This window comes from Aquabacterium sp. CECT 9606 (genome assembly GCF_918741295.1).
GTDB lineage: Bacteria > Pseudomonadota > Gammaproteobacteria > Burkholderiales > Burkholderiaceae_C > Aquabacterium.
In genome coordinates, this window is sequence record NZ_CAKKNB010000006.1 from 1 (window position 1) to 26,360 (window position 26,360).

At 57.2% G+C, this 26,360-nt stretch carries 34 protein-coding genes; 22 read left to right on the top strand and 12 right to left on the bottom strand.

The features are described from left to right. Positions 1–42: 42 nt before the first annotated feature. The 9 genes from LQ232_RS22445 to LQ232_RS22485 all read left to right on the top strand — a co-directional run bounded on the left by LQ232_RS22445 (position 43) and on the right by LQ232_RS22485 (position 7,250). Entirely contained in the window at positions 43–687 is a 645-nt protein-coding gene (locus tag LQ232_RS22445) for a hypothetical protein (protein ID WP_230182629.1), read from the top strand. A gap of 72 nt (positions 688–759) precedes the next feature. Continuing rightward, positions 760–1,320, top strand: coding sequence for a phospholipase D-like domain-containing protein (locus LQ232_RS22450; RefSeq protein ID WP_230182630.1), 561 nt, complete (start codon positions 760–762; stop codon positions 1,318–1,320). A gap of 11 nt (positions 1,321–1,331) precedes the next feature. After that, the gene (locus LQ232_RS22455) at positions 1,332–2,519 is read left to right on the top strand and encodes a replication protein RepA (protein ID WP_230182631.1); all 1,188 of its coding nucleotides are present in this window, start codon (positions 1,332–1,334) and stop codon (positions 2,517–2,519) included. Between the two features lie 1,396 nt (positions 2,520–3,915). Next, complete coding sequence (locus LQ232_RS22460) at positions 3,916–4,284, top strand: single-stranded DNA-binding protein (RefSeq protein WP_230182632.1); 369 nt, start codon at positions 3,916–3,918, stop codon at positions 4,282–4,284. Positions 4,285–4,288: 4 nt separating this feature from the next. Beyond that, a complete protein-coding gene (locus tag LQ232_RS22465; protein ID WP_230182633.1) occupies positions 4,289–4,735 on the top strand; it encodes a hypothetical protein in 447 nt (148 codons plus the stop codon). After that, a complete protein-coding gene (locus tag LQ232_RS22470) occupies positions 4,692–5,489 on the top strand; it encodes a ParA family protein (RefSeq protein WP_230182634.1) in 798 nt (265 codons plus the stop codon). The genes LQ232_RS22465 and LQ232_RS22470 overlap by 44 nt, the downstream gene beginning before the upstream one ends. 5 nt (positions 5,490–5,494) lie before the next feature. Continuing rightward, positions 5,495–6,556, top strand: a complete 1,062-nt coding sequence (locus LQ232_RS22475; RefSeq protein ID WP_230182635.1) for a ParB/RepB/Spo0J family partition protein — start codon at positions 5,495–5,497, stop codon at positions 6,554–6,556. A 70-nt stretch (positions 6,557–6,626) separates the two neighbouring features. Then, a complete protein-coding gene (locus tag LQ232_RS22480; RefSeq protein WP_230182636.1) occupies positions 6,627–7,025 on the top strand; it encodes a hypothetical protein in 399 nt (132 codons plus the stop codon). Between the two features lie 3 nt (positions 7,026–7,028). Continuing rightward, complete coding sequence (locus tag LQ232_RS22485; RefSeq protein ID WP_230182637.1) at positions 7,029–7,250, top strand: hypothetical protein; 222 nt, start codon at positions 7,029–7,031, stop codon at positions 7,248–7,250. Here LQ232_RS22485 and LQ232_RS22490 read toward each other — a convergent pair. Further along, on the bottom strand, positions 7,247–7,954 hold the full coding sequence (locus LQ232_RS22490; RefSeq protein WP_230182638.1) for a sprT domain-containing protein: 708 nt from the start codon (positions 7,952–7,954) through the stop codon (positions 7,247–7,249). The two genes, LQ232_RS22485 and LQ232_RS22490, sit on opposite strands and share 4 nt — an antisense overlap. Positions 7,955–8,151: 197 nt before the next feature. On the opposite strand from LQ232_RS22490, the gene LQ232_RS22495 reads away from it, so the two are divergent. From LQ232_RS22495 to LQ232_RS22520, 6 genes are all read left to right on the top strand, one after another. Next, complete coding sequence (locus tag LQ232_RS22495) at positions 8,152–9,204, top strand: DNA-binding protein (RefSeq protein ID WP_230182639.1); 1,053 nt, start codon at positions 8,152–8,154, stop codon at positions 9,202–9,204. Between the two features lie 1,269 nt (positions 9,205–10,473). Then, the gene (locus tag LQ232_RS22500; RefSeq protein ID WP_230182640.1) at positions 10,474–11,031 is read left to right on the top strand and encodes a hypothetical protein; all 558 of its coding nucleotides are present in this window, start codon (positions 10,474–10,476) and stop codon (positions 11,029–11,031) included. Then, positions 11,028–12,068 carry a relaxase/mobilization nuclease domain-containing protein gene (locus tag LQ232_RS22505; protein WP_230182641.1) on the top strand — a complete coding sequence of 347 codons (1,041 nt, stop codon included), beginning with the start codon at positions 11,028–11,030 and terminating at the stop codon, positions 12,066–12,068. Before LQ232_RS22500 ends, LQ232_RS22505 begins: the two co-directional genes overlap by 4 nt. A 48-nt stretch (positions 12,069–12,116) precedes the next feature. Beyond that, positions 12,117–12,545, top strand: coding sequence for a hypothetical protein (locus tag LQ232_RS22510; RefSeq protein ID WP_230182642.1), 429 nt, complete (start codon positions 12,117–12,119; stop codon positions 12,543–12,545). A gap of 40 nt (positions 12,546–12,585) precedes the next feature. Then, positions 12,586–13,419 (top strand): hypothetical protein, encoded by an 834-nt coding sequence (locus LQ232_RS22515; RefSeq protein WP_230182643.1) that lies wholly within the window; start codon positions 12,586–12,588, stop codon positions 13,417–13,419. A gap of 1 nt (position 13,420) precedes the next feature. After that, the gene (locus tag LQ232_RS22520; protein WP_230182644.1) at positions 13,421–14,725 is read left to right on the top strand and encodes a type IV secretory system conjugative DNA transfer family protein; all 1,305 of its coding nucleotides are present in this window, start codon (positions 13,421–13,423) and stop codon (positions 14,723–14,725) included. A gap of 172 nt (positions 14,726–14,897) precedes the next feature. On the opposite strand, the gene LQ232_RS22525 is transcribed toward LQ232_RS22520, so the two are convergent. The 6 genes from LQ232_RS22525 to LQ232_RS22550 all read right to left on the bottom strand — a co-directional run bounded on the left by LQ232_RS22525 (position 14,898) and on the right by LQ232_RS22550 (position 17,691). Further along, on the bottom strand, positions 14,898–15,161 hold the full coding sequence (locus tag LQ232_RS22525) for a hypothetical protein (RefSeq protein WP_230182645.1): 264 nt from the start codon (positions 15,159–15,161) through the stop codon (positions 14,898–14,900). 2 nt (positions 15,162–15,163) lie between these two features. Beyond that, entirely contained in the window at positions 15,164–15,379 is a 216-nt protein-coding gene (locus LQ232_RS22530; RefSeq protein WP_230182646.1) for a hypothetical protein, read from the bottom strand. A gap of 14 nt (positions 15,380–15,393) precedes the next feature. After that, positions 15,394–15,729, bottom strand: a complete 336-nt coding sequence (locus tag LQ232_RS22535) for an H-NS family nucleoid-associated regulatory protein (RefSeq protein WP_230182647.1) — start codon at positions 15,727–15,729, stop codon at positions 15,394–15,396. A 647-nt stretch (positions 15,730–16,376) separates the two neighbouring features. Beyond that, a complete protein-coding gene (locus LQ232_RS22540) occupies positions 16,377–16,601 on the bottom strand; it encodes a hypothetical protein (protein ID WP_230182648.1) in 225 nt (74 codons plus the stop codon). A gap of 227 nt (positions 16,602–16,828) precedes the next feature. Further along, on the bottom strand, positions 16,829–17,494 hold the full coding sequence (locus LQ232_RS22545) for a Fic family protein (protein ID WP_230182649.1): 666 nt from the start codon (positions 17,492–17,494) through the stop codon (positions 16,829–16,831). Next, the gene (locus LQ232_RS22550) at positions 17,491–17,691 is read right to left on the bottom strand and encodes an antitoxin VbhA family protein (RefSeq protein WP_230182650.1); all 201 of its coding nucleotides are present in this window, start codon (positions 17,689–17,691) and stop codon (positions 17,491–17,493) included. Before LQ232_RS22550 ends, LQ232_RS22545 begins: the two co-directional genes overlap by 4 nt. Before the next feature lie 122 nt (positions 17,692–17,813). On the opposite strand from LQ232_RS22550, the gene LQ232_RS22555 reads away from it, so the two are divergent. The 7 genes from LQ232_RS22555 to LQ232_RS22585 all read left to right on the top strand — a co-directional run bounded on the left by LQ232_RS22555 (position 17,814) and on the right by LQ232_RS22585 (position 21,141). Continuing rightward, on the top strand, positions 17,814–18,077 hold the full coding sequence (locus tag LQ232_RS22555) for an antitoxin (RefSeq protein ID WP_230182651.1): 264 nt from the start codon (positions 17,814–17,816) through the stop codon (positions 18,075–18,077). After that, positions 18,070–18,525, top strand: coding sequence for a type II toxin-antitoxin system VapC family toxin (locus LQ232_RS22560; RefSeq protein ID WP_230182652.1), 456 nt, complete (start codon positions 18,070–18,072; stop codon positions 18,523–18,525). Before LQ232_RS22555 ends, LQ232_RS22560 begins: the two co-directional genes overlap by 8 nt. Continuing rightward, positions 18,522–18,860: a hypothetical protein gene (locus tag LQ232_RS22565; RefSeq protein WP_230182653.1), complete on the top strand. Its 339-nt coding sequence runs from the start codon at positions 18,522–18,524 to the stop codon at positions 18,858–18,860. The genes LQ232_RS22560 and LQ232_RS22565 overlap by 4 nt, the downstream gene beginning before the upstream one ends. A 245-nt stretch (positions 18,861–19,105) precedes the next feature. Beyond that, positions 19,106–19,462, top strand: coding sequence for a hypothetical protein (locus LQ232_RS22570; protein ID WP_230182654.1), 357 nt, complete (start codon positions 19,106–19,108; stop codon positions 19,460–19,462). Between the two features lie 6 nt (positions 19,463–19,468). Continuing rightward, positions 19,469–20,233: a hypothetical protein gene (locus LQ232_RS22575; RefSeq protein WP_230182655.1), complete on the top strand. Its 765-nt coding sequence runs from the start codon at positions 19,469–19,471 to the stop codon at positions 20,231–20,233. Positions 20,234–20,311: 78 nt separating this feature from the next. Beyond that, positions 20,312–20,701 carry a hypothetical protein gene (locus LQ232_RS22580; protein ID WP_230182656.1) on the top strand — a complete coding sequence of 130 codons (390 nt, stop codon included), beginning with the start codon at positions 20,312–20,314 and terminating at the stop codon, positions 20,699–20,701. A gap of 14 nt (positions 20,702–20,715) precedes the next feature. Further along, positions 20,716–21,141 carry a hypothetical protein gene (locus LQ232_RS22585; RefSeq protein ID WP_230182657.1) on the top strand — a complete coding sequence of 142 codons (426 nt, stop codon included), beginning with the start codon at positions 20,716–20,718 and terminating at the stop codon, positions 21,139–21,141. A gap of 278 nt (positions 21,142–21,419) precedes the next feature. Here the strand turns inward: LQ232_RS22585 and LQ232_RS22590 are convergent, their stop codons facing one another. The 5 genes from LQ232_RS22590 to LQ232_RS22610 all read right to left on the bottom strand — a co-directional run bounded on the left by LQ232_RS22590 (position 21,420) and on the right by LQ232_RS22610 (position 26,219). Beyond that, complete coding sequence (locus tag LQ232_RS22590; protein WP_230182658.1) at positions 21,420–22,709, bottom strand: diguanylate cyclase; 1,290 nt, start codon at positions 22,707–22,709, stop codon at positions 21,420–21,422. Between the two features lie 353 nt (positions 22,710–23,062). Beyond that, positions 23,063–24,154, bottom strand: coding sequence for a DUF3365 domain-containing protein (locus tag LQ232_RS22595; RefSeq protein ID WP_230182659.1), 1,092 nt, complete (start codon positions 24,152–24,154; stop codon positions 23,063–23,065). A gap of 2 nt (positions 24,155–24,156) precedes the next feature. Continuing rightward, positions 24,157–24,774 (bottom strand): response regulator, encoded by a 618-nt coding sequence (locus LQ232_RS22600; protein WP_230182660.1) that lies wholly within the window; start codon positions 24,772–24,774, stop codon positions 24,157–24,159. A gap of 17 nt (positions 24,775–24,791) precedes the next feature. After that, positions 24,792–25,316: a superoxide dismutase gene (locus LQ232_RS22605; protein ID WP_371820369.1), complete on the bottom strand. Its 525-nt coding sequence runs from the start codon at positions 25,314–25,316 to the stop codon at positions 24,792–24,794. A 204-nt stretch (positions 25,317–25,520) separates the two neighbouring features. Beyond that, on the bottom strand, positions 25,521–26,219 hold the full coding sequence (locus LQ232_RS22610) for an EAL domain-containing protein (RefSeq protein ID WP_230182661.1): 699 nt from the start codon (positions 26,217–26,219) through the stop codon (positions 25,521–25,523). Between the last annotated feature and the right edge of the window lie 141 nt (positions 26,220–26,360).

Here is a 26,360-nt window from a genome sequence, read left to right on the forward strand (position 1 = left end):
CCAAAGAGCAGAGATCAACGAGACGAAGGACGAAGGCAAACCATGAACGCAAGCACAACCAACACCGTCGCGCCCACCACCGATTCGGGCTTTCCTCCCGAACCCTCCGAGGCTCACCAAAGAGCAGGCAATTTGGGGGCCAAGATTCAGAGTTCCTTCATGGTCATTGAAGCTGTACGTGACATCACGGGGCTTCGCTATTCAACGAAAGCCGGTGAGCGTCGTGAGATCCGTTTCGGCTATGGTGATGCGAGTTTTGTGCCGCGATTGGTGGAGCAGGCCCGCGCTGGCCAAGCCATTGATTGGGGTGGTGCTGCTGTTCAGCCTGGCTATTACCGCGTGCTGTTCGATGGACCTGGCCCGTTGCCTGCGCAGTTTCGCAGCTCGTACAGCGTGCAAGAGGTGGCCAACCGCTTGACGCCGGATGCTGCTGGCGACTTGAACCACGGTGACGTGGTGCGCGACCTGGCTGGCCGCGAGTACCTGGCCATGGGTGCTCGGCATGACTGGCTTGAGGTGGCGCCGATTGAGAACGGCAAGGCTCAGGTGAGCCGCGATACCTGTTTCAAGTTCTTGTTGTCGCCGGACAAGCAGGACGCTTATCCCGAGTGGCGCGCGGACCCTGTTTTCTTTGCTGGCCGCAACTTGTACCAAGAGGCCTGCAAGGTCCGTGGCTGTACCATCTAACAGGCAAAAAAAACGCCCAGGGGGGCAAACTCCTGGGCGCCGTCATAAATCGTAATTTTCGGGAAACTCATCATGACGTTCAAACATCTTACCGCACTGGCCGCTGGCTTGGCTATGGCTTTTGGTGCCACCAGTGTCAACGCCGCAGAGCGTGTGAATCTCAACGGTGGTGCCGTTGATGTCTACACAGCACCGCAAGACGACATCACCATGTACGTCGTGGACTTCATCAGCAAGAACCAGCGTCGCGTATGGGTGGCTGCCTACGTGTTGACTCATCCCGACATCGCTCGGGCCATCGCACAAGCCAAAGCCCGAGGCCTTGATGTTCGCGTCGTGCTCGATGCAAAGGAGGCGGGCAAAGGGGATAGCGGTGCAACCTATCTGCGCAACAGTGGCGTGCCAATTTGGCTCCATGGTAGTCGCGCGATAATGCACCACACGTTCATCGTTGGTGATGATGAGCGCGTCGGGTTCGGTAGCGCCAGTTTCACCAAGGCTGCGATGAGTGGTCGCAAGGGTGATCCGCTGAAGTCGAACGCCGAGAATTTCAATCTCTTTGTCGGTGTGCCTGCGCTGAATAAGCAATATGCCGCCGAGTTTGAGCGCCTGGTTGCCGAATCGTCACGCTAAGGAGCCGCAGGATGGATGACAAAGACACATCAGCCTTTGACGAGGCCGCGTTTCGTGAGCGCTTGATTGAAGGCGGTATTGCCGCCGAAGCCGCAGCCGAGACGGCGCGAAGAACCGCCGAAGGCCGTAGCAACAAACCGCAAGCTGCAATCAAGGCCAAGCGCGCGCCTCGGGCACCGAAGATGCCTGCCGAGGGCGATTTGTTCACCCCGTCTGCCGACGCACCAGGTGCGTCATCGCAGCTTGATCGGCTGCCCTCTGGAATCCTTGTGCCGAAAACTGTGCGCAAGCTACTTGACGACAAGATCGTCGATGCCAGCACAGAGATTGCGAGCAACCCGCCCAGCTCGTCAGAGATGGCTTTCATGCACGCGATCATGTGTCAGGTGGGCTTGCCGCGCTCAAGGGTGGGACACAAAGACAGCGCCACAGGCAAGTGGGTGGACGTGTTCGAGTTCGAGCGCCAATGTGGCAACGCGGCCCTGAGCTTGTCCGCTGGCAAGTTGTGGGATGGCGCCAAGTTCGTGCAACAGCCCATTCCCTACGGCACGTTGCCTCGCCTCATGTTGGCGTGGATGAACACGTATGCCGTGCGGTATCAGACCCCCGAGGTGGCCGTGGGCAACAGTGCCAGCGACTTCCTGCGACTGCTGGGCAAGGACACGAGTGGCGGGGAAAAAGGCACGTTCACGATGTTCCGCAAGCAGATTCAAGCCTTGTCGGCCTGTCAGATGACTTTGGGTTTCAACGCGGCTGGCCGCGCGTACACCTACGACGGCAAGCCGATCCGTCAGTTTCAGGCTTGGTTGGCCAAGTCTGATGACCAGCCCGCTTTGTGGCCAGGTGTCGTGACCTTCTCCGACGAGTATTACAAGACGTTGATTTCGCATGCCGTGCCACTCGACATTCGCGCCTTGAGTGTGCTGAAAGGTTCAGCGCTTGCCATGGACGTGTATACGTGGCTTGCTGATCGGCTGCACCGCATTGACGGTCGCCCCGTGCTCCTGCATTGGGCGAACATCCGTAACCAGTTCGGCCAGGAGTACCAAGGCAAAGACCCGGACAAGGACTTCAAGAAGAAGTTCCTTCCTGCCTTGCGCGATGCTTTGGCCGTCTACCCAAAGGCCAAGGTCAAACGGGTCACTGGTGGCCTCTTGCTCCTGCCCTCGCCCCCTCCTATCCCTTACAAGGGCTCCTGATCTCTCGTTCGTTCTTTGCCTCCCTCGCCGGTCATGCCGGTGTTGCGGGCCTCTTCGGAGGCCCTTTTTTTTGGCATTGCGCGCCGTAGGCTCACGCGGGATCGGACCCCCCAGCCCATCGCGGCGCCTTGTCGTTGCGCCAGGCCGGTGTTGCTGACTGGCAGGCACGCGGGATCAGACCCCCTTGGGGCCTACTGATCGCGTTGCCTTGGCCGCGCCCGATGGTGAAGTTGTCCACACATTTGCATCAACTGAGATTTGCCGCTTGAAATCCGTGGACAAGCCTGTGATTCGCAGAAGTTGTCCACGCGGAATTGGCCCCCCCGTTGCGCGGGATCAGACCCCGCTTGTACGCAGGATTAGACCCCTTTAACCACGCGGGATTCGACCCCTCGGCCGTGCGGGATCAGGCCCCCCCTAAACCTGTAAGGTTTGCCTTTAGGTTTTCCGGTAATTTTTCCTCTATGAATTGCTGGTAGTGGGAGGCTCGCGCGCTGTGGAAAAGCCAAATTTCGCGAGGGTCTCCGCCGCCTCACGCGCTTCGCGCTCCGGCTCCTCCGGCTTCGCCTCCGCCCGGGGCCTTTGGCCCCTTCCCGCCCGGGAACAGCCAATTCCAGCGCCGCAAGCGGCGTGCATAGGAACCAGAGGCGGCATCACCAGTCAACACTTGAAAAAGACTGCGGCCCAGAACCGGAGGATTGAATAGCCCCGCAAGCGGGGAGAACTGGTCCCCACACACGCGCAGACCGCATCAAGAACAGCAGCGACTTACTGGCACGAACCAAATACCAGTCTTGATGGTGGAAGTCGGTTTTGGCCAGGCTGGTGCATCAACAACCGACATGGCACTGCGACCGCTGGCCCCAACCCCCCGCCCTTCCCCGCCCTGCGGGGAAGGGAGCCAAATACAGGGCGCATACGCGCAGCAATTGCGTCGGGCGCCCCAACCCATTGACTTGGCCAAATGCGTGCGTTGTAGGCCCTGTGGTGGCCTGCTGGCCTGCCTTGCAGGCCTGGGTGTGAACTCAATGCCGTCTTGATGGCGCGAAGAGGTTGGGTTTGCTGGGGAAGAGCTGCACTCGCGACAAACCTGGGTGGCATGCCGATGCACATGGTCTACCAGGCGGTGGCGTTCAACGCTGATCTCCGGGCGGCCTTCGGCCACCCACCATGCAACCTACCAGGCTTCGATTGAGAGTGCTGCTGACTGGCCAGCTCGGGCGGTGCGATCGTGGTGGGTGGTGATGGTGGTTCGGATGAGGTCGAAAATCCGGTTACTTTGTTTTACACGTTCTAATGTGTTTTAATCGTTTTATGCTTGCTTGTTTGTTTTACTTGCGTTATACTTTCTTCTGTCGGGTGATGCCGACGCTTCTTCAACTTCGGGAAACTCATCATGAGCAACAAAGGTTTTTTCACTGGCCGCGTGGCCAAGGCCCCCATCTTCCGCGACGGCGGCAAGACCCCGGTGTGCTACTTCACGCTGATCCGCAACGAGTATGCGGGCAAGGACAGCAACACGGGTGATGCCCGTGAGCGTCAAGTCTCCATTCCCTTCACGGCGTTCGACGCGAAGGCCAAGTCCATCGCCGACCATGTGTGCGTTGGCGATCAACTGATCGTCGAATACCGCCTGGACAACAACAACCGCGATCTGGGCAACGACCAGGTGGAGTACGGTTTCAGCTTCATCATTGATGAATTCGAGTTCGGTGCCCCTGGCGCCATCAAGCGCGAGAAGCTGGCCGCGAACAACCGAGGCTGATGGCATGAGCAGCGATGCAGTTACAGCCGAGGAATTCGATCGGATAGCAAGGCTGCATTGTCGTCGCTGGGAGGCCCGCTCGCTCGATGTTGTGCGGGCCTTGCTGGTCGATCAGCGACGGATTTCGGAGGTGGCTGAAGCATTCGGGATGAAGCCACAGCAAGCCAATGTCTTGCGCACCCGGTTCCTCGATCGCATGAAGAGCAAAGGGGCGGTCAAGCTGCCTGCCGAGCAGTTCATGCAGTCAGTGAACCCAGCAGCTCAAGCATCGGTCCTTGATCCTTTCAAAGACGACATCAAGCAGCTTGTCAAACGCGGTTACTCGGAAGCGCAAATCACTGAATTCCTGAACGTCAACGATGTGCAGGTTTCAGACACCGAACTCACCACTTTTTTAGGGGCAATGAATGAAAACCTTGGTTCTGGCGAATCAAAAGGGCGGCGTCGGTAAAAGCGCTGTCGGTAGCCAACTCGCCTACTACCTGGCCGAGAAGGGCAAGCGTGTCTTGTTCTTGGACTTCGACCATCAGAAAAACTCAACAAAGCCGATCGTCAAGAGCGGTCGAGCAGCCGTGGCCAGCTTTCACACAACCGACCTTCTGTTGGGTCAGGCCGGTGTGATGCCTGATGGCAACTTCGTGATCGTGCCTGGCGATGACTCGCTGAGCAGCTTGGAGCGTCAGCCCGACAAGCACAACATCATCGCGAACGCGCTCAAGGCCTTCCTTGAAAAGTACGATGCTCAGTTCGATGTGTGCATCGTCGATACCAACCCCAACCCTGACATCCGCTATGCGGCTGCGCTGATTACCGGCGACTTCGTGTTGTCCCCCATCCAGCTCAACCAAGAAGCGATTGACGGCATTGGCTCACTGCTGAATCACAGCCGTTACGGGTATCGCAAAATCAAGCAGGCGATCAATCCAAAGCTCGAACTGATTGGCATCTTGCCAAACATGGTTGAGCCCACGCCCTTCCAGCGCGCTAACTTCGCCCAGCTCGCCAAGCACTTCGCTCAACTGCTGATCGCCACGGGCAATCCTGACATGCCTTACGCCCACATCCCGAAGCGCTCTTCGATTGCCGAAGCGCAGGCAGAAGGTGCGTTCCTGGCCACGGTCAAGAAGACTGCTGCGCGTGAGGCCTGGCGTGAGATCAAGCCTTCGTTTGATGTCATCGCCCAACGTATGAAACTTGAGGTTTAAGCACCATGGCACTTGATCTTTCTGCGCTGGATGATGCGCCCTTTGTTGAGCCTTCTGCGAAGGCTGCGGCACCCACTGGTGTTGCGCCCCGAGCCCCTTTGTCTCAGTTCGTCGAAGACCCCGACCAGCCCCGGACCGAGTTTTCCGGCCCTGAGTGGGAGGACTTCAAAGCTGATGTCAAAGCACATGGCGTGCTGCAACCGATCATCGTGATTGTCTTGCCTGACGGCAAGCTGAAAATCCGCTTCGGTGCTCGCCGCTACCGTGCTTGCTGCGAACTCGGCCTGGCTGATGCACCCTACGTCGTCACCGAAGACGAACGGCAGATGGATGACTACGCCCAGGTGTCCGAGAACGAGCAGCGCAAGCCGCTGCAACCTCTTGAGCTGGCGACCTTCATTGCGAAGAAGCTGGCCGGTGGCGCCGCTAAAAAGGAGGTAGCCGCGAAGCTGCGTATTGACCCAAGTGCTGTCACGCACTTGATGTCCCTGGTTGAAGCGCCTGACTTCATGCTTGAGCTGTATCACAGCCGCAAGTGCCGCGCGCCGCACTACCTGTACGAGCTGCGCAAGCTGCACACGAAGAATGCCGAGATCGTGGAGCGTCGCTGCGCCCAGGCCGAAGACATCGACAAGGCCTTGTTGGTTGCGATTGCCGCCGAGATCGATCCCCCCAGCTTTCCCGATGCTCAAGGTTCGGGCAGCGTCAAAGATGCGCTGGACAACCCCGGTTCATCCGGTGGTGGCAACGGTGGTGGTTCTGGTGACGCTGGCGGCGGTGCCGGTGATGACCTCGGTCAAGGCCAGTCCGATGCGAAGGTCAAGAAACTGCCTTCACACAATCCCGAGATCGAGAAGGACAACGGGGGCAAGGCCGATGATCCGAGCAAGATCAAGAAGCCTTTGCTTCTGGCCAAGTACAAGGACCGTGAGGTGATGGTCGTTTTGTCTCAGCGCCCATCGACCGAGGGCATGGTTCTGATCCGCTACGAGGATGGCAGCGGTGAAGAAGAAGTCGTCATCGGTGACGTCGTTTTGACGTTGCTGACCGAGGCGAGCAAGGGCTGAATTCAATCGGCGGAACGGGGCGTTAGAGCGCCCTGCCCGCCTGACCACATTGCACTATTGGAGAGCGCAAATGGCTGTCATCAATCTTAATCCTTTCATCGCCTTCGTCATGGGCGCTGTGCTGATCGCTGGCATCGCTCGCGTTATTGGCGCGACCCCTCGAACTGCCATGGGCGTATTCAAGGCTCGCCCAATGTTGGGCCTGTTTGCGATTGGCGCCGCGTTTCTGGCGCCTCAGGCTCTGTTGGCCAGCATCGTTGCTGTCCTGGCCGGTGTGTTCATGCTGGCCAGCAGCTTGACACCGCAGGTGACAGCCGTCGCCCCGACCGTCGAACCAACCCACCAGGTCGTGACCGTAGCTGAGCCGGTCACTCAACGCATCTTCCTGGCCGGCGGCGGCGTTGTGGTATTCACAGAGATCAACGGCAAGCTCGTCAGCCGGTTCTACCGCGATCACATCAAGGCTTGAGCCATGGACAAGCCCAAACCATTGTCAGAGCGTGGCAAGCACCGCTTGCGCCTTGCTGCGGGCTTTCTGCGCGCAGACGGCTTCAAGCTCGATTGCCCTCGCGATCAGTTCTACGACAAGGTTCAAGAGGTCTTGGCCAGTCTCCCTGCCGACAAACAGGCCGACCTCAAAACCCTGGTTGATTGGGTCGAAGACTACGACCGTCACGACCCCACGCAGCGCTAGTCGCCCGCGTCCACAAACGCAACCTGGCAGTCACCGCAGACGATGTTCAGGGTTGGCTTGCCCCATGCGTTGTTTGAGCAGTTCGGGCAACTGAATTTGCGCCTGGTTGACTTCGTCTCACCTTGTGCAGGGTCTTCAACCTCAATGCCAGCCGCAGCAAGGGTTTCAACGTCGATGCCCTCGACTTCCCCGGCAATGACATGCTCAAGTTGTTCCTGGTCGGGAAAGCGATCCTTCCAACTGATCGCAAAGCCACTGCTCACCAGCTCGTCGCAAGCCACCTCAAAACGACCGCCAGGGATGGCGTAGTCGTCCATCTTTTCGCCGACCCTCTTTCCACCGGGCTCCCCGGTGTCTGACGGCATCACCCCAATCTCTTCGAGCTTCGCCGACCACTCGGTGTTGTGATACCCACGACGCCCAGGCGTGCCGAAGTGGCTTTGCCATTGGTGCGTCATGCAGTGCACCAGCTTGCGCAACACGAACGCAACCGGCTGGACGGCAAACGTCGCCGGGTTCAACGCGATCTCGTCTGTCTTTACCTCTGCGTCTTTAGCGAACCTTTCGGACGAGAAGTACCCATCGCTCCGGTTATCTCGTTGCAGGGTGATAAGGCACCCCGGCAACTGGCCGTCAAACAGAGCGTCATTCATGTGCGCGTAGGCAGTCTGTAGCTCGCCATACGCCTCTTCCGTTGGTTCCATGGTAGCCCCGTGGATTGTGCAATCCATAGTGTGCCTTTAAGTGCTGGATTGTGCAAACCAGAGAGACGCCAACCCCCTCGCACGCTGCCCCAGGCCTCACGTCCGGGCGCTTGAAATTTTCAAGAAATAACGCTTGACCAATAATAAGAAGAAGATTATTATTCTTCTTATGTATTTTTGGGCCCGGGAGATCGCACATGGAAGTCAATCAGGAGACGCGCGCCAAGATCATGGCCGCAGCCAATCAGCTCTACGAGCGCGCCGAGCGTGCTGGCTTCCCTCGTGTCGATGAGGTGCGCTCATTGGCCAAGGTGGACATGAACGCCGCCAGCACGGTCATGAAGGAGTGGCGCCGGATGCAGACGGCAATCCCCGCGACCGTGGTCGCCGCCGTCCCCGATCGTCTACGCCTGGCTCATGAAACCGCCCTCACCACTTTGTGGGGTGAGGCCCAGGAGATCGCGAACGAGGCATTGAAGGCGGCTCAGGCGTCTTGGGACATCGAGCGTGCTGAGGCCGATTCGTTGCGCGATGAGGTGTCATCGGCTTACGAGGCTCAGGCGGTCGAGCTGCGTGAGGCCTTGGCCAAGACGCAGGAGCAAGCCGAAATGCTGGAAGACGCGGCGAAGAAATCCGCCGACGATGCCGAGCTATTGGCCACTGTCACCAAGGAGCGCGACGAGGCTTTGACTCGCGCAGCCATCGCCGAGCAGAAATCGCAAGACCTTGAGGCTCGCGTTACTGACCTCAAAGGTGAGTGTGACCGGGCTTACGCTGACTCAGCCCGACTCAGGATCGAGCGTGATGAGGCCGTCAACCAGGTCGAGCACATCCGCCAGGAGTCAACGCACCAAGTTCAGGCTGCGCAAGCACGAGCCGACCAGGCCAAGGAAGAGGTCGCAGGGGCAAGCGCCAAGCTGGATGCATTGCGCGACGAGCTGGCCAACGCTAAAGCCAAGCTCTCAGCAGATGCAGCGGGGCATGCAGAGCAGCAGCGCCTTGCAACACTTGAGGCGCAGAGACTGACCGATCTCGTGGCCACTGCGAATACCGCCCGTGACCAGGCGGTGTCAGCAGCATCCCTTGCCAAAGAAGAGGCAGCAAACCTGCGTGGTCGCACCGAATCGCTTCAAGCGCAGTTGGCCTCACTGATGACCTTGCTTGGTGATCGAAAGCCTGAATCGCCCTCCCCTGCCCCGGCTGACCAGAACCAGAAGACCACCGGCAAGGGTGGCAAGAAAGGCGGCTGACATGATCGACTTTTTCGAGTGGAGTGGTTCAATCCTCGGTTTGCTGGGGGCCTTGCTCTTGGCCTCACACACTCGCGTTTCTCGTTATGGTTGGGTTGCGTTCTTCCTGGCTAACGTCGCAATGATCGCCTTCGCCTATGGGCTTGACCGTCGTGGACTTTTGCTGCAACAAGTGGGGTTTATGGGGACGAGCCTACTTGGACTATTCCGGGTTGGCCTTCTGCCTGTGCCTCGTTTTCCGTCTCGTGGGTTGAGGTGAGCCCAGATGTTGGACAAAACTCCGACCGCCCAATGGGCTCCGCGTGATGCGAGTTGGTATAGGCACCCCAGGACAACAGGCGTACCTCGTTGGCATGTGCTGCGGCCAGATGGAGCATCCGCATGCCGCCTGATCCCTGTGCTCGATATTACACAGGCCAGCATTCAGGCGCCTAGCGAAACCATGGAGTGTCGCCTGTGTGCCAGATGGCTTATCGCGCAGCACGAGGCGCAGGGCGCCTAGCCAGGCAAAGCCTGTCCTTCAAGACGAGGCTAACCACGGAGGCCCACAGGGTGGGCCGTCGAGCTTGCGCAATTGCCGAAAAGCGAACCGCATGGACTTTCTCTGATTTTCAAAACAGACGGTTCCCGTGCGTGTGAGCGCAGGGCGCTTTCATCCTGGCGAAGCCAGTCCTCAAGACGGGCTAAGAACTCAGGCCCACGGGGTGGGCCGACGAATCACGCCAATCTGCGCGATTCACATGGCATGCCGGACGCTTGAAATTTTCAAGCGCTGCATGCTCGCGTAAATGTGGATTGCACAATCCACATTTACGCAAGGCGTAGAAGCGCCGCCTATCGTCAGGCGTCTATCATTGTGGATTGCGCAATCCACAACTGTCTAATCTCGGTTTGGGTGCCACCTGTCGGCTCACCCAAAGTGGTCTGTTGTCGATATGGATTGTGCAATCCACATCTTGGCTTGAACGAGCCTAAAGGCTCACTGGTTTGCCGATCTGTTTGGATTGTGCAATCCACTGATTCGGCAAACTGTCTTGAGGTCAGTCCCAGAGGGCCTGACCTAGCAACCGGGGAAGTCCGCGTGAGGTCCGTCAAATGCACAGCCCTCACGCGGACCACCCCTATTGAAAACCTCGAACGGCTTGAAAATTTCAAGAAACGCATGGGTGGTGGAGTCTAGTGCAGGATAGGCTCGCGCCACAATTTGCAATGCAAATGGTTTTTTGGTACGCTGTCGCTTAGTGAGTTGAGAGATCATCAAAAGAACCCATGTCTGAAGCCCAGAAACGCCCCAATCAGGTCACGATGGACCTCGGGACACTCAAGAAGCCCTGGCTCGCTTGGTGCGAGGCGCAGGGCTTGAAGCCGACTGCGGCCTTTAAGGAGATCGTTTCCAGGCTGGTGGCGAAGCAGGCGGCTCAGGCATCGCCGGTTGCAACGCCAGCCGTGGAACCTGACAGTCCAGAAAAGTCCAAGCACCGCAAGTGGGTTGTCCTCACGGACTCCGAGCTTGCTCATGCTCAGACCTTTGCTGATCGCGAAGGCTTTTCAATTCCCAAGTGGCTTCATGCCCTTGTTAGGGCGCGCCTCACTGGCGCCCCCCAACTTGGCCAACGTGAGTTGGAGCTACTTGCCGAATCGAACCTTCGCCTGCTGGCCATTGGTCGCAACCTCAACCAGGTCGCTCGCGTGCTCAACGGCAACCCGAACGACCGAAGTTTCTACAGGGTTGCATTGATCGAAGAACTTGAGTCCGTCATCAAGGCACACACGAAAGTTGTCTCAGCAGCGATGACGGCCAATGTCGAAAGGTGGCGGATCAAATGAGCGGTTCAACATACGTCGATGGCATCTTGGTCGATTGGGGTAGCAGCCTTTTCAACCAACGCCCTGTAGCAGCCGTGGCGCCCAAAAAAGGCCTGACGGGGGTTCCACTTGGTCCGCGCAAAAAGAAGGCTGGGGCAGGGGGCGTGATGGGTAGCGGCGGCAAGGCCGACGCGAAGGCTATTCGTAGCAAGCTGGGCTCAATCACCAAGCGCACCCCTCAGGTCATGGTGAAGATTTCTGGCGGCGGCAAGGGGATGAAGCAGATCAAGGACCACCTTGACTACATTTCGCGCAACGGCAAGTTGGAGGCCGAAGACCAAGACGGGGACAAGATCAATGGTCGGGATGAGGTCGGTGATTTGCGCGATGAGTGGCAACACGGTGGTTTCGCCATTCCAGATGAGGGGACCAGGCGTGAAGCATTCAACATCGTCTTGTCGATGCCTGCCGGCACCGATCCAATAGCTGTCAAGCGTGCAGCAAGGGACTTTGCTGCGGGGGAGTTCGAGGGGCATCAGTACGTGATGGTTTTGCACACCTTCGACACCGATCCAGACCCCCAGCCATCAAAGAACCCTCATGTCCATTTGTGTGTGAAGGCAAGAGGCAATGATGGGACGCGCCTGAATCCGCGCAAAGCGGATTTGCAGCGCTGGCGTGAGGGCTTTGCAGAGGCCTTGCGTGAGCACGGCGTTGAAGCTGCGGCGACTAAGCGTGAGCAGCGTGTACTGAGAACGAAGTCCAGCAAAGAGACTCACTTCAAAGACACCGAGAAGCAGCTTGGGAAGAAGGGGAGGGCGCCGACCAAGGTGAAGCGTTCCACTCCGAGTCCTGAGCGCATCGCTAAGGCAAAGAAGACCGAAGTCACTGTGATTCGGCGCTACAAAGAAATCTCGAAGGCTCTTGCTACATCACCCGATGTTGAAGACCGACAACTAGCTGTGAGCCTGGTGCATCACCTTGATGCACAGCTCAGGCCGAAGCAACGTGATGGTCAGGAAGACCAGCGCGATCAAGACAAGGGTGTCCAGCGCTAATTGCTGGCATCTGTTTGTGCAACCTAACGTGAAAATTGGAGAACTCACATGGACATGGCACTCGCATCTTTTGAACCCGGCACCTACATCGAGATCAACGACACGATGAAGGGATTCCGCAAACTCGGCCTGGTGGCCGACGTGGGCACCATGTATTTCGATGAAGCGAGCGAGACGGCCACCCCGTTCCCGATCTACGCGGCATTGGCGCCCAAGGCTGTCGGCAACGTGGTGTCATGGGGCCTTGAGCTGGCCGACAAGAGCCCCGTCGAGCATCGCCAGTTCAACGAACTGAACGAGCGTCTGTTGGAGGCGGGAATCGACACCATCACGCTCAACCGTGCGATGCATTGGGCGGTGACCAATCACAGCTATGACTATTCACGCGCTTTGGCTGCTGGCAAGGCCGCCACAGCACAAGTGCTGGACTCGCGCGTGATGATGGATCGGATCATCAAGCGTGCAGCAACAGCATGAAGACGTTGTGACCACGGCTTATTGAACCAAGGGAGTACCAATGAACGACATGGCCATGCCTATTCAGGCAACGCGCGAGAAGATCGAACAAGGCTTGCTGGCTAAGTTCGGGGAGGCTTTCGAGAAGGCCGCAGAGCAAGCCAAGGGGATCATTGACCCGGCAAGGCGCGAGCTGGGTGCAGCCCGTATCGCGCTTGAGCACGCGGTGTTGCAAACCGCGATTGAAAAGGATGTGCCTACGAAATCAGTGGCGACGATGCTTGAGAAGGCTTCGCCGCAGCAGGTTGCACATTTCATTCGCGCGGGTAAGACCAGCATCCAACGCAACTATGGCGTGCAGGCCGATGCCATGGTGGCTGCGTTGTCCGCGCAAGTGGCCAACGTCGATTTACCACGAGGCATGGCTCAGACTGAAACCGTCCGCCAGCTCGTAGAGCAGGGCAGGGGGCTTGTTCAGAAGGCCGTAACTGAGTCCTACCAGGTGCGGGGCCAGTTCGAGAACTATGGGCCTCGATCGGAGATGGTGACGGCTCAAACCCCGGCGATAGCTGCATCTGCCAAAGAGCAGTTGAAGAACCACATGGTCTTCATCGAGTCTGCGATTGACTATGCGGTGCGGTCAGGCCGCATGAATGGCGAGCAGGGGCAAATGCTCAAAGATCGCGTGGAGCATCAAATCTTTCATACCCCCGCTGACACCAAGCTCTCCGCTCAGTTCAAATCCTTCTACGACAAGGAAGGGCGCGACATGCGGGGTGATGTCATGCGGGAAGCACGCAAAATCACCAATGACAAGACTGTTGCCGAGATCGCCGAGCGCTTGCATGAGGCGCGCGATCGCGTTCAACGAATGAGATCATCAATGGAGCGATGACATGACATTACAAACCATCATTTCAGGGTTCATGGGCAAAGGCCGTGAACAACCGGGCCGCGAGATCAAACACATGGCGATCCTCCCGGTGGAGCCGGAGCAGGGCGCTACGGTCCTGGGCGCGGCAAGACTTCAAGGCGGACTCACGCCGCTTTACGACCATTCCATGTCGCCTGTCCTTGGTGTTGGTGCGTGCCGCACCGGCAAAAGCGCGGGCTTCGTCGTGCCGTCGCTTTTGTCTTGGCGCGGGAGCGCCGTTGTTCATGACGCGCGCAGCGAGTTGCGCGAGAGCACATCACCATGGCGCACATCCCAGGCGGGCAATCGCGTCATCCAGTTCGACCCGTGCACGACTTCGGCAGGGGATAAGTTCAATCCAGTCGATGCGATTCGCGTCGGCACTGACCATGCGCTGGATGATGCCCAGCACTTGGCCAGGTGCTTGATTCCCGACACGTCTGCCGCAGAAAATCCCATGTGGTTTGCTTGGGCGCGCAATGAGCTTTACCGCTACTTGCTTGCGGAAGCGTGTAGGGGCGGTTCTCTGGCCAAGGTCGTCGAAGCCGTGCATCAGACCGATCTTGATTGTCCGGTCTTCGACGTGACGGGGGTGCGTGACGAGCACCCCAAAATTTATGCGGCCATCGTGGACGCAGGGATCAATCCCTACTTAGACAACGCGAAGGCGCATCAAGCGGTCCTCAAGATGATCTGCGACGCGCTCGTTGAGTTCACGACACCTGAGGCCACGGTCAACACCGCGTCAAGCACGTTTGATCTTGACGACCTGGCCGACGCCATTCAGCCCACAACGCTTTATCTGGTGACGCGACCTCAAGACCTGCGTCGGACAGAAAGCATCCGGCGCGTGGTCCTCGCTCAAATCGTGCGACGACTTGCTGAGAAGAACGAGCATCGGCACAAGGTGTTGATGATGCTTGACGACTTCTGCGCATTCGGCGAGCTGTCGTTCATGCCGGATGCTGTTGCGTTCTTGCGGACGCATGGCGTCAAGTGCTGCATCACCATTCAAAGCCCCGCTCAACTTGAAGCCGTCTATGGCCACGAAGGCGCGCTTACGTTCTATCGCAGCTCTACGGTCCTCGCATTCGCTGCGGCCACGCCAGCGTGCGCTATGCCGCTGTATGAGGCCACAAACGGCAAGATAACCGTAGACCAGCTCATGGCCCTTGAGCCTGGCCGTCAGGCGTTGCTGTTCACTCCGCTTGACGGGGAGTTGTCAAAGGTTGCTGTGCCCATGTACTTCGACACGGCGCCTTTCCAAATGCGCGCCAAGCGAGGGTAGGGGGGTCTGATTCCGCGTGCGCTTGCCCGCACTTTCTGTCGTGACGACATAGTGTGTGGGCAAGGCCGGGGTTTACCTGGTCAGGAGACTCGCGTGAAAGATCAGATTGACCGACTGGTGCATGGCCAGAGGTGATGCCTCTGGCCATTTGCATTTGCCACCAACGCAAACGCTAACCAGCCGCCTTGTTGGCGTATTGAAGCAGGCCCGACCATCCACCCGGATAAACGCCGGGTGCAATCACCTTGAACAAATCATCGCAGGCTTCTTCCAGGCCAGCTTTCTTACCGTACAAGCTGACATAGCCGTCAACGGCCTCGCTGAACTGTTCCTTGCGTTGCCGCCGCAATGCAACTTGAGTGGCATGCAGAACTTCGCTCAACTCGTCTGTGCTCATGCTGGCCAGCTTCGTCTTTACGTCTTCGAGGGTGCTCATGGTCACTTGTGCGAAGGGTCGATGTGCCTGGCCACCGCATCGCGCCGAGCGCCGATTGGAAGCCGGTCCAACTCGGTCTTGTTCTCGTTGTAATACGCAACCGCTCGCTGAACTTCGCTGCTTGAGCATTCGCGCCCGAGTCGATCCAGGCCGCACCCGACAATCGACCCGACTTCTTGCGAATACATCGAGCAGAGGTGGTCTCTGTAGTTGCTCATCGTGCGTCCTCCCGTTACTGAGCTTGTTGTGCGATGGTGAACGACTCCAACGTCTTGCCGTCATTCGCGATTGCATCCTTGATCCATCGAGGTTGCTGGCCGCGCCCGGTCCACGTCGCGCCAGTCAACGGATCACGGTATTTGGGCGGGACTCGACGGCCGGCGCTGGGGTGAGGCTTGTAACGCTTGATTTTCTCGCCGACGAACAAATCCGGCACGGTCAAGCCATGCTCTGCCATCAGCGACTTGATGCGCGCTATGGCTTCGATCCGATCCTTGTTGCGGATCACATCGAGTTGATCCTGAATGGCGCGCTGCTGGCGTTCAAGCGCTGCTTTCTGTTCCAGCAAATTTTGGAGATTAGTAGTCATAGGTCAGGTTCAGGTTGGACAGATTAAATGCTTTGTGTTATGCTTTGCGTTTAACGCTGCAAGTTAACATAATCCTTATTGTGGCAAACAAACGAGTGTTTTTGGCAAGGATGTCAACTCGCTTTGATTGTCGGGTTTTAGCGCATGAACTCAAAGGTTGCATGCAACCAATCGAAAACCGGAATGCTGAGTGCCAGGCCGAACAATGCGCCTGCAACGACCAGCATTCGCCATTTATGCGGAATCATTAGAAACCTTCGATGAGTGTCGTGTTATTGCTGGCCACAGGATCGCGATGAGACAGGCCCAGCAAACGCCAACGACAGGCAACCACGCCCGCCAGTGCATTTCCCAAGGACGGATGCCGTTCGGTTGGAAGGACATTACCGTGTAAGTGTCCTCATCGAATCGAACGGGTAAGCCCGTGGCCAGGGCTAGCTGCCAAGAACCTCGCCATTCCCGCGACAACTCGCCTTTATACGACCGTCCATCTTTCAGTGTTACGGTCACATTGGCTGTCGGGTTGGCTTGGCTGTTCCAGATGCCACCGTACTTAATTGCCATTTGCATTGCGAGGAACCACGCAATGCAAATCACTCCTAGCCGCAGTATTTCCCTACGTTCGCTCATTGCTGAACCTGCTTTTTGAACGGGTTGGTGACGATCATATAAATCGCCATGGTGACGCAAGCAGATGCCCAAATGAGAAAACCTTCAATGGGCATCTTGTCTGCCATGTATTCAGTCAGCACCAGAAGGAACATGAATGCTGACGGCACAATGGCTCCCGCAAGCCATATATTCTCGAAGACGGGCCGCAAGCGGGCCTTGAGTGTGATTTTCTCGTTCATAGCTTTGACCTCCTTGTTTACTTCCCCATTCCCCCGCCCTTCCCCAAGGGAAGGGAGCGAGTCGCCCTCTGTCCGCAGAGGGGAAGGTGACGCCTTTGGCTTAATGCCCTTCCCCTTGCTGCTGACGCTGTTTTCGTGGTTCCCGCGTCAAGGATTCGTTCCACCTGGTGCTCACCCGGTCCCCTACGGGGCTGCGGCCTCCGCGCCAGTCCTTGACCCCTGCCCCACTACCTTTCTCTACCTGGTTGCGCTTTATCGCGGTCCCTAATGGGTTCCACGATCTGCTTGAAAACGTCCTGAATCAATGAGACATCCGCTTTGCGGGTCATGTCCGGGTCCGCGCGGTTTTTCTGAGGCATGCTGCGGGCGGCGGCATGATTCCAATCGTCTTTGTCCACCTTGTCATATTTGAGTTCGTACCCTGCTTCCCGTGCGAGCTGGGACATGAAGGTTTGAGTGCTTCGCCCGTTGCCTTCGGGAAACGGGTGCATGTAGTTGACCTTCACGTATACCGCCGTGATGGCCGCTGTGAAATCAGACTGGTTCATTCCCTTGAGGTAGTTCCAGGCCTTGAGATCGTCGTTGATGGAGTCGGAAACGTCTTTGATCTTTCTGGCCTGGGCAAAATGGCTTGCCCATTCGGGCTCTTCCGCATCCCTCTTGCTGAAATTCACCGTGCGCTCTTTGCCTGCCCACTCGTACAGGTCTTGAAAGATGTGCTCATGCACCTTCTTCAAGTGATCGAGGTCAAACTTGCCTTGGATGGGGTTCACGCGCAGCTCGGCGATCCGAAGATCGGTCACAGCGTATTCAACCTCTCGCAAATCGTCCCGATCGCGGATGCCCAGCTTGTTGTAGTGGGCGCCGGTCGTGGGGTCGATGTACGGGTTCACGCACTCTTGCCCTTGCTCTTGGCTTGGTCGATGGCCGTCTTCACGGCCTGGTCGAAGGTGACGCTACCCTGAATGACTGCCTCTTGTACCTTGGCCATCTCAGGTGTCTTCTGAAAGCCTTCGAGGGCCATGATTGCATCGGCCTCGGCGAAGGCCTGGCGGCGTTCTGCTGGTGTGCTCTTGTGGGCATTGTTCATGATCGGTCATCTCTTTCTGACGATGTTGGTAGTGTAGCCGGTATGGCTCTTGATATGTACCGAAGAACCGTGTAAGATGATGGTATGTATCAAAGTATGTTGCAAAAGTGCGAGGTTAGACCATGACCGACACCGCCAAGATTTTCATGACAGGCCGCAGCCAAGCTGTTCGGTTGCCGCTTGAATACCGCTTTGATGGCCATGAGGTGTTCATTCGGAGGGATGAGATCACGGGTGATGTCGTGCTGTCAAAGCGCTTGCAGTCTTGGGACTCGTTCGTTGCCCTTGATGCGACCACGACCGTTCCTGATGACTTCATGGGGGACGCTGATCGTGTTCAAGGGGAACACGATCGCGATCCATTTGCGGACGGTGTTCATGAGTGACGCGACGAAAGTGGAGAAAGCAGCGAATGATTCGCCGCCGATCTATATGATCGACACGAATATTGCGAGTGACATTATTAAGGGCACTGTGCCTTTTGTTCGTGAAAGATTGTTTTCTATAGCAATTAGCCAATTGGTTGTGTCAACCATAACGCAAGCTGAGTTGTTATATGGAGTATCCAAGCGTGGTTATCCTTCTGGATTGACTGCGCGAGTAAATGAGTTTTTGGCGAGGATGGATGTTCTGTCATGGAGCCCGCGTGTTGGTCGTGTATATGGTGATCTTCGGGCGCTTTGTGAATCGAAGGGCATCACCTTATCGCCTCTTGATTTGATGATTGCGGCACACGCAAGGGAAGTAAATGCAGTTTTGGTGACACGGGATCGGGTATTTCGCTTGGTCCCAAATCTGGTGATAGAGGACTGGTCAAAGGAGCGAGAATCATGAAGCGAGCACATCTACAACTGGTGGCCAACAATGTTGGTTCGGCCCGAGTTCGCACCGTTCGCGGTGCAGCAGCCAACAATGCTGCGGCAGAGGCCGCGCATGTCGATTTTCAAGCGCTTGCCGCCAAGTCACGGCATTGGTTTGCCGTGGCCTTGCTGATCCTGGGCGCTCCGTTTCGCTTGGTTGCAGCCGTTGGACGCATGGCCGTCGCCACTGGCCGTGGGTTCTTCACCCTCGTATACCGAGTGGTGATGGGAACGATTGGCCTGGCCATGATCGGCATTGTCGGGTACGGGTTGCTGCGAGTTCTCCTGCACCCGCTTTTCACTCACTAAGCGTAACCTCACAACTCTGGGTTTAATTATGGCAACTGTTGGCTTAACTATGCAATGGATATTGCTGTTGTCAGTATGGAATGGCAGTGCTGGTGTGCATACTTTCACCATGCAAGAGTTTAATTCTCAGGAAACTTGTGCCGTTGCTGGAAAGCGGATTGTTGCGATGACGATGCCGATCACAGAAAAAGCAGTCGCTAAGTTTGAATGTGTCAAGAAATAGTTAATAAACTAGGCAGGGAACTATGAAAATACTCAAGGGATTGCTTTGGGCTATGGCCGGTTTGACCGCGCTGGGTGGCTTTGTCGGCTACAAGTTTATGGACCAGGTGGGCGTCTTGGCGGATGCCCGTCGCGAAGCGATTGCTCAATGGCAAGGTGACTCAACAGAGCGGCGAGCCTTTGTTGCTCTCTATCGCCAAGCCTGCGAGCACGCCGCCAACCCTCAATCTGTCGAAGAATGCGTGCGCGTCGTGGCCAATGATTCAGCCGTCAACGTAGGGCTGACCATCGAGCAGGCCAACACGCTCGCCGTGGCCATCAGACAGGCCTCAGAGCGCGTTCCGGCACCGCAGACATACCAACGCCTGGTCAAGCAGTGAGGCGGCATGAGCGGGCGCCAACCAATGACCGTTGAGGTTGTTCCTCAGATCAAAGCAGACTTGGCCGAGCTGGTGGCGACGTTCGACCCAAAGGCATCGGCAACCTACTCTTTCGCGTTGATGGCTTCCGTGTTCTACGACATCGAGGCGGCGCTTGATGCCGGGGCCACTCAGCGCCAGGTCGTCGAGATATTCGCGAAGAACCAAGCCGCGATTCCGTTGCATCGCTTTGGCCAAGACCTGACGCGCTTGCGAGGCCTTTTCCCAGTTCGCCACCGTCCGCCTGATGTCCGGTCCGATGTGATTGTCGCTGTCGCATCCGAACTCGCTGCTATCGCTCCGGCTCCTGTGCTCCCACCAACTGTCACTTTGACACCTAGACGGAAGATGACCCGGCATGTGCCGCAGCGTGGGCGGGCCATCGTAGTCCCCATGCACGACAAGATGACGTTCTGTGGTGATGCCGTTCTTGAGATCGCAAAGGGCGCTGTCAAGGACTACGACAAGTTCGCGGCAGGCCTGCGCGCACGCCTTGGCCCAGGCTGGACCGTCAAGACAACTTTGCAGTTTGTCGCTGGTAGCAACTTCGAGGAATGGCTTGAAGCGCCATGGCAATCAGATGCGGAGCGACAAGGTTTGGTGATGGCTCACCACATTGCTCGCGCCCTTGTTGACGATCGAAAGAAGTTGCCGCCGATCGACCAATTGCCGAAGCTGGCATCCGCCGCTTACAAGCGATTGCAACAAACATTGCAGCGTGCCACCCCATAGCGTTGTGCTCCAACCGCATCACCGCTGATCGCGTCTAGGACACCTATATCCTCTGATTCACTCAACTCAGGAGCTTCTATGAAATCCAAAATCGCCACCCGTATTGCCATGGTTGCCTGCGTCATCGGTTTGACCGCCTGCGGCACTGTTCCAGGCTTGTCCGACCTCGGTGCCATGAAGACGGGCACGCAGGTCAGCGCAGAGCAGATGAGCCAGATCGTGGACAACAAGAGCAAGCAAGAAGACGTGATCGCCGTGATTGGCCACCCGAATCGCAAGGCTCAAGTCGGCAACAAGGTGATCTGGTATTACGACTTCACGCAAATCGGTCAGGCCGTCATCGGGCGCAACATCAGCGAGACAACCTCGGTCGAATTCAATGCGAAAGGCATCGTCACGGCTCACTACAAGACTGGTGGCCAGCCGGGTAATTCCAACAATGCACTGCTTCGCGCTGCTGGCCAATAACGCAGGGACTTGGAATGAGCAAAGACGATTCTTCCTTTCTCTTTTCCGAGGTGTCCGACAACTCGGAGCGATCCAGGGCCGACCTGGTTGAATCGTGGTTTGGCTATCGAGCTGCTGCATGTCGCAATGCCGCCGATCGCGCCAAAACCATTGCATTCAGTGGCATCGATGGCAATGAAAGCACCACGCCCGCCGAGCTGGTGCAAAAGATCGAAGCCCTTCGGCTACAGATCAACTTTAACAGTCTGTTGGCCTCTCGTTCGTTTGAGCGAGTCTCGCCAAACTGGACCGGACTCAGCGCCGAGAAGTTGACCATTGTGGTTCAGTCTAAGCTCAAGGACATGGCCGACAGCGTGAACCAGGTGGCCGAGCTGCTGACCTTTCTCACCAAGGTCAAGGAGCAATGTGGGGGTATCACCGTAAACCCGCAGAATGGGTGATTGCCGGTCGATCTGGGGTGCATGGGATGGTCCGTGCCGGTGCTTAATCGGCCTCAGGTGGGCCTAACGCACAAGCGCCCTACCCTTGCCAGCCTCATGAGCGCGCAGGGCGCGTAAGCAGGCAAAGCCTGCCCTTCAAGACTACACAAGCTGCACCGCAGGGCGGGCAGCAAAGGAAAAGGCCCTTCAAGGGCCTTTTTCATTGGTCTGTGAGGGTGTGGCGTCCAACGAGGACATCCGGGCGCCTTGCGCCCACCATGCAACGTACCTGGCTTCGATTAGCAAGGTTGGTCTTGATGGTGGGGGGTGTGGGTGGATGCGTCGAGTGTCGATGCGGCCACCGCGCGATCTCTACCGCGATGCTTGGCAGCATAAACAGCCTTGTCGGCCCGAGTGAGCGCAGATTCGGATGCCTCTCCCTGTTCGACCTCGGTGACTCCAAAACTGGCGGTGACTACCAAACTCACGTCATTGCCGTTTTGGTCTTTCACCTCGAATGGCGCTGATGCCAAGGCAGCGCGGAGGTTGTTGGCCAACACCATGGCTCCGGCCTCGTTGGTGTCCGTCAGAAGGATGGCAAATTCTTCACCGCCGTACCTGGCCAGCATGTCGGCTCGCCGGATTGTGTTTTGGATGCGCCTGGTCAGTTCGCGCAACACGTCGTCGCCCGCCTGGTGGCCGGGGCCGTCGTTGATGCGTTTGAAATGGTCAATGTCCACGAAGATGACCGAGACAGGGTGATCGCTGCATGCTTGTTTCACCATGAGGTCAAAGACATCGAGCAGACTGCGCCGATTTGCTGCACCAGTCAGCGGGTCTTCTGAGGCCAGCTTGCGCCATGCGTCGCCGGCAGACTCCATGGGACGGACAACAGCTTGACGAAGAGCAATGCTCAGGATGCCGAATCCGGCCATGGCCAGGACCAATGACGTGCTCAGGTAGTGCAAGAGCGTGTCGTTCCTTCTCTTCATGGCAACATCAGCAGGAATGCTCACCACTTGTGCGCCGATGGTTTCGCCAAGCTGCCATCCAAAGCCACTTATCGTGCCGTATTTGGCCAGCATCGTGCCTGGTGCCGCATCGGGTGTCCCGTGGCACCCAAGGCAGGTAGTCGAGTTAACCTTGATCGGCTTCGCATAGTGAAGCGTCATGCCATTGCTGTCGGTGGTGATGGTGGACAGGGATGCGGCGTTTGTGCGCTGGAATTCCTTGATTGCATCGACCTCCCAGCCTTTGGCCAAGTTGTGCCGATTCGTCGGATTCAACGCTACTTCACGATAGCTTTGGCCAGGATAGGTAGCCTGCAAATACTGCATGGTTTGGTTGGCGGCAAAACTCGGTACAGACGAAGGGTGAAATTCCCGGCTGTCTTGCAAAAGAGCTTGCCGAACGTGATCTGTCGTGAACTTGCGGACGGCTTGGGCGGTTTGCATCTGACGTTCAGATGCTTCCGCCAGATCGTGGCGGTATTGGCGGTCGATCTGTTTGTAGAAGAACAGACCAGCCAACGCGTAGACCGTTACGAAGGTAGCGGACAGAACGAGGTTGAGTCGATTGAAGAGGTTCATGGCAGACCTATTGATCGGAATATGTGATGCACTCTTGAGAACAAAAAAACCGGCCTGCGTGGCCGGTTTTGTCGTTGCTCACCGCTCTGTATCTGTGAACAGGGCAACGTGTGTGTCAGGGTGTCGATCTGTTGGGTTGCGATCTGTCACTATTTGCAAATAAGCCAAGCCGAGGCTGATGACGGCTGTACAGATGAAGAGCCCGGCTGCGAAGCCAAAGGGTGCATCGCCAGTTTCGTAGCCTTGCCAAATCTTCGCGCAGAACACAGATCCTGGCAGGATGCACAGTGCTATCCGTATGTGAAGAAGCCACTCACGAACCCGGCGTTTCCAAACAGATCGAGACATGCGTTTCATGACCGTTCCTTGTCTGCGCGACCATCGCGCACCTTGCGATACAGAATCCTCACTGAATGGCCCAACTCCGCGATTGCTTGGCCGAGTCGATGGACCTCGTTGTTGGTCTTGCCATCGACCATCGCGAACTCTGGCACCTCGAACTTGTCACCAAGGCCTGCTGTCGCCAGCTCTTCGGCGTACTTGCGCAGCTCGTTGACGGGCGTGATGACTTTGCGGCCAATGAAGATCAGGATGCCCAATCCGATTACAACAACGCTGACCAACGCACCCCAGCCAGCAGGCGTGAGACTTGAGGCGAGGGCATCGCGTGGATTCGGTAAAGGAATCGTCACGCTGATGATCCCTGCTGGCTTGTTGGCTTCGTAGCCAAAGCCACCACCGCCGTTGAACTGACTGTTCGAGCGCAGGAATTCAGGGGCGCTTTGCAAGCTCGCGTGACACTTGAGGCAACTGGCCTGAGCAATCAAGGCGCGGGCATAAAGCACTTGACCGCGTTCAACACGCCAATATTCAAGTTTGCTCTTAGACGCTCCCTGCTCGCCTTTGCTGCTGCTGTTGAAGGCCGAGTCAATGGCAACCAGCGCATCACGCTCGAAAGGGTTGGCTTCATTGTTCTTGTTCAGCACTGACTTTGCAGTCAAGCGAAACTTCGCATTGGACGTGGATGCGGCGGCAATGTCGGAAATCTCCCGCTGGATCAGCGCAGGGTTTTTCCAGTGGTACGCATCAACACGACCGAGCGCGGCCATTTCTTCAGCTTGAGACAACCGTTCGCCATTGGTGCCATGCCATTCGCTAAGAGCGGCTTGGTCTTTCGCATTGGCTGCATACACGGCTCGTTCAAGGTATGAACCTACCGTGCCGGTGTCGCCTCCGCTTCGTTTGATATGGACGCCGCCATACTGCGAAGCCCACTTGCCGATGTGCTCCGTCATGTCGGCCACCGTGCGACTCTCGTTAACGGTTTGGCTGACCACGATGGATTGGCCAATGATCGACACCGCCGTAATCACGACGGTAATGAGGACCGTCATCATGACGGTGAATTGAACTCGCAGCGAGAAACGCTCAAAGAAACGAAACATCATTACCTCCCTTTAACGACATTGAACGAATTGAGGAAAGCCGTGCGATCTTCCGACCGCAGAATTTCCTTGGCGACTCGCTTGGCCAGCTCGTTCACCGTTGGTGTGGCGCCTTTCTCGGCGACCAGCGCATCAAGGGCATCCCGAACCACGAGGGTTCGAGCTGGCCCCATGCGACCGTACTTTTGAAGACGGTCGCTCACTGTTGCGGCCACCGCGTCAGGCGATTCATCAGCGGGGAAACCGCTGGGGAACTCTGATACACGCGGGGCCTTAACGCTGGAAGGCAGGCATGCAGTGATCGCTTTGGCCGTGCGCTCGATCACGTCTGTAGCGCCATTGCGTTGCGCCCAGACTCGGTGATGCGGTTGCACCTGGTCAGCAAGCAAAATCACCACCACGTCGATGCTTTCCTTGCGGAGAGCAGCCGCCAATCTCGCGCCGGTCATCCCGTCGCCGAGTTCACCAAAATCGGCGAATACGAAGGGATGGCGGGTTTGTTGCCACTTGGCCAGCGCTTCGGACGCTGACCCTGCCAGGTCTGCCCACGGCAACTCCCGCGATGACGTTTTTTTCGTCACCATCAGAACCGCGTGGGGGCCTTGAATCACTGCACTCATGTCATTCCCCGAGGCCGTTAGGCCTTGAAATTCCCTTCGGCGAACGTCCAGTTCGCCAGGGATGCCAAGAACACATCGACAAACTTGGGCCGCGCATTGCGGTAGTCGATGTAATAAGCGTGCTCCCACACGTCGATGGTGAGCAGGGCCTTGTCGCCTGTGGTCAGCGGTGTGCCGGCATTGCTGGTGTTCACGATGTCCACCGAGCCATCAGGTCGCTTGACCAGCCACGTCCAGCCTGACCCGAAATTGCCAACCGCCGCTTTCTTGAAAGCGTCAGCAAACGCGCCATAGGAGCCGTACTTGCGGTCGATGGCAGCTTTCAAGGCGCCCGTAGGTTGACCACCGCCTTGTGGCTTCATGGAATGCCAGAAGAACGTGTGATTCCACGCCTGGGCCGCGTTGTTGAAGATCGGCGATTCAGGTGCTGCGGTCTTCACCAGGCCTTCCAGCGTCGCGCCTTCGGCCAATGGTGTGTTGGCCAAGAGCTTGGCAAGGTTGTCGAAATAGCCCTTGTGGTGCTTGCCATAGTGGTACTCCATCGTCTCGCGCGAGACATGGGGTTGGAGCGCATCGAGGGCATAGGGCAGAGGCGGCAATGCCAGTGGAGCAACCTTGCCCGCAGCAGGCGCCTCGACCTTGTTCAGATCGGACGGAATCGACTCGTTCGCAGCGTGGGCCAGGTGCGAAGCACCACCCGTTGCGACAACTGTGCCGATGGTTTGAAGAAGAAGACGACGGTTCACTTAGTGACTCCTGTTGTTGCGGATTTCATAAGACTTCAACTTGATATGCAGGTCATCCAGAAGATGGCCTTGCACCAAGTCAACACCAATGCTTCGTGCGACATCAAGCAGAGCTTGTGTTTCGACGCACTCAGCGATCGACAAAATGCCCTGAGCACGCCATTGCGTGACCAGGGCACTAAGTGCTTCTTTGGCTTCACTGCGCCGTGCCGCTGCACGCAACAGGCCCTCATCGACCTTGATGCAATGAACGCGATCCAGTGAATAAAGCCGGGCAAGGCCATCCATACCCGCGCCAAAATCGTCAATGGCCCACCGCAACCCCTTGCGGGTCAGCCTGTTGACCTTTAAGGCAATCGCTTCGAGTTGTTCGACATTCAAGATCGTTTCGCTCAACTCAAAAATGACGTTGTTGGCGTCGGCCACTGCCTCAAATACGCCGTCCTCTTGATTGAGCAAGGTTTCGGACGACAGGTTGACAAAGAGCGTGACGCCATGGAGGCGATGCAGTGCCAGATAGCGGAGCACCTGGTTGTCGATCTGGCACCAGCGACGGGGCTCGATGCCCCGATAGAGCACTTCGTAGCCATAGACATTGGTGTTGTCATGAGCAAGCGTCACTGGCTGAATGTGAAACGGTAATGAATGCAAGCACTCATCGGCGTGGACCGTGAACCGTTGATTTGGAATGTCGAGCATTGCCCCTCCCGTGGCGTGGTTGCTGCTGTGCGGTTTCGCTTGTCAGACAGCGTTATTTATATCACACTAGCGACAATTTGCAAGCGTTATTTATCTCACTCTTATGTGACAGCATGACCAATGGGTGGCTTAGACAAAGGG

Bases quoted from the DNA above. Each gene is read 5' to 3' on its own strand.
- LQ232_RS22580 (WP_230182656.1), top strand. From the start codon at position 20,312: ATGAAATCCAAAATCGCCACCCGTATTGCCATGGTTGCCTGCGTCATC.
- LQ232_RS22500 (WP_230182640.1), top strand. From the start codon at position 10,474: ATGTCTGAAGCCCAGAAACGCCCCAATCAGGTCACGATGGACCTCGGG.
- LQ232_RS22470 (WP_230182634.1), top strand. From the start codon at position 4,692: ATGAAAACCTTGGTTCTGGCGAATCAAAAGGGCGGCGTCGGTAAAAGC.
- LQ232_RS22590 (WP_230182658.1), bottom strand. From the start codon at position 22,709: ATGAACCTCTTCAATCGACTCAACCTCGTTCTGTCCGCTACCTTCGTA.
- LQ232_RS22460 (WP_230182632.1), top strand. From the start codon at position 3,916: ATGAGCAACAAAGGTTTTTTCACTGGCCGCGTGGCCAAGGCCCCCATC.
- LQ232_RS22555 (WP_230182651.1), top strand. From the start codon at position 17,814: ATGACCGACACCGCCAAGATTTTCATGACAGGCCGCAGCCAAGCTGTT.
- LQ232_RS22505 (WP_230182641.1), top strand. From the start codon at position 11,028: ATGAGCGGTTCAACATACGTCGATGGCATCTTGGTCGATTGGGGTAGC.
- LQ232_RS22565 (WP_230182653.1), top strand. From the start codon at position 18,522: ATGAAGCGAGCACATCTACAACTGGTGGCCAACAATGTTGGTTCGGCC.
- LQ232_RS22495 (WP_230182639.1), top strand. From the start codon at position 8,152: ATGGAAGTCAATCAGGAGACGCGCGCCAAGATCATGGCCGCAGCCAAT.
- LQ232_RS22490 (WP_230182638.1), bottom strand. From the start codon at position 7,954: ATGGAACCAACGGAAGAGGCGTATGGCGAGCTACAGACTGCCTACGCG.
- LQ232_RS22515 (WP_230182643.1), top strand. From the start codon at position 12,586: ATGAACGACATGGCCATGCCTATTCAGGCAACGCGCGAGAAGATCGAA.
- LQ232_RS22550 (WP_230182650.1), bottom strand. From the start codon at position 17,691: ATGAACAATGCCCACAAGAGCACACCAGCAGAACGCCGCCAGGCCTTC.
- LQ232_RS22570 (WP_230182654.1), top strand. From the start codon at position 19,106: ATGAAAATACTCAAGGGATTGCTTTGGGCTATGGCCGGTTTGACCGCG.
- LQ232_RS22450 (WP_230182630.1), top strand. From the start codon at position 760: ATGACGTTCAAACATCTTACCGCACTGGCCGCTGGCTTGGCTATGGCT.
- LQ232_RS22540 (WP_230182648.1), bottom strand. From the start codon at position 16,601: ATGAACGAGAAAATCACACTCAAGGCCCGCTTGCGGCCCGTCTTCGAG.
- LQ232_RS22530 (WP_230182646.1), bottom strand. From the start codon at position 15,379: ATGAGCAACTACAGAGACCACCTCTGCTCGATGTATTCGCAAGAAGTC.
- LQ232_RS22465 (WP_230182633.1), top strand. From the start codon at position 4,289: ATGAGCAGCGATGCAGTTACAGCCGAGGAATTCGATCGGATAGCAAGG.
- LQ232_RS22600 (WP_230182660.1), bottom strand. From the start codon at position 24,774: ATGAGTGCAGTGATTCAAGGCCCCCACGCGGTTCTGATGGTGACGAAA.
- LQ232_RS22575 (WP_230182655.1), top strand. From the start codon at position 19,469: ATGAGCGGGCGCCAACCAATGACCGTTGAGGTTGTTCCTCAGATCAAA.
- LQ232_RS22560 (WP_230182652.1), top strand. From the start codon at position 18,070: ATGAGTGACGCGACGAAAGTGGAGAAAGCAGCGAATGATTCGCCGCCG.
- LQ232_RS22510 (WP_230182642.1), top strand. From the start codon at position 12,117: ATGGACATGGCACTCGCATCTTTTGAACCCGGCACCTACATCGAGATC.
- LQ232_RS22520 (WP_230182644.1), top strand. From the start codon at position 13,421: ATGACATTACAAACCATCATTTCAGGGTTCATGGGCAAAGGCCGTGAA.
- LQ232_RS22485 (WP_230182637.1), top strand. From the start codon at position 7,029: ATGGACAAGCCCAAACCATTGTCAGAGCGTGGCAAGCACCGCTTGCGC.
- LQ232_RS22445 (WP_230182629.1), top strand. From the start codon at position 43: ATGAACGCAAGCACAACCAACACCGTCGCGCCCACCACCGATTCGGGC.
- LQ232_RS22605 (WP_371820369.1), bottom strand. From the start codon at position 25,316: ATGGAGTACCACTATGGCAAGCACCACAAGGGCTATTTCGACAACCTT.
- LQ232_RS22525 (WP_230182645.1), bottom strand. From the start codon at position 15,161: ATGAGCACCCTCGAAGACGTAAAGACGAAGCTGGCCAGCATGAGCACA.
- LQ232_RS22595 (WP_230182659.1), bottom strand. From the start codon at position 24,154: ATGTTTCGTTTCTTTGAGCGTTTCTCGCTGCGAGTTCAATTCACCGTC.
- LQ232_RS22480 (WP_230182636.1), top strand. From the start codon at position 6,627: ATGGCTGTCATCAATCTTAATCCTTTCATCGCCTTCGTCATGGGCGCT.
- LQ232_RS22585 (WP_230182657.1), top strand. From the start codon at position 20,716: ATGAGCAAAGACGATTCTTCCTTTCTCTTTTCCGAGGTGTCCGACAAC.
- LQ232_RS22455 (WP_230182631.1), top strand. From the start codon at position 1,332: ATGGATGACAAAGACACATCAGCCTTTGACGAGGCCGCGTTTCGTGAG.
- LQ232_RS22475 (WP_230182635.1), top strand. From the start codon at position 5,495: ATGGCACTTGATCTTTCTGCGCTGGATGATGCGCCCTTTGTTGAGCCT.
- LQ232_RS22610 (WP_230182661.1), bottom strand. From the start codon at position 26,219: ATGCTCGACATTCCAAATCAACGGTTCACGGTCCACGCCGATGAGTGC.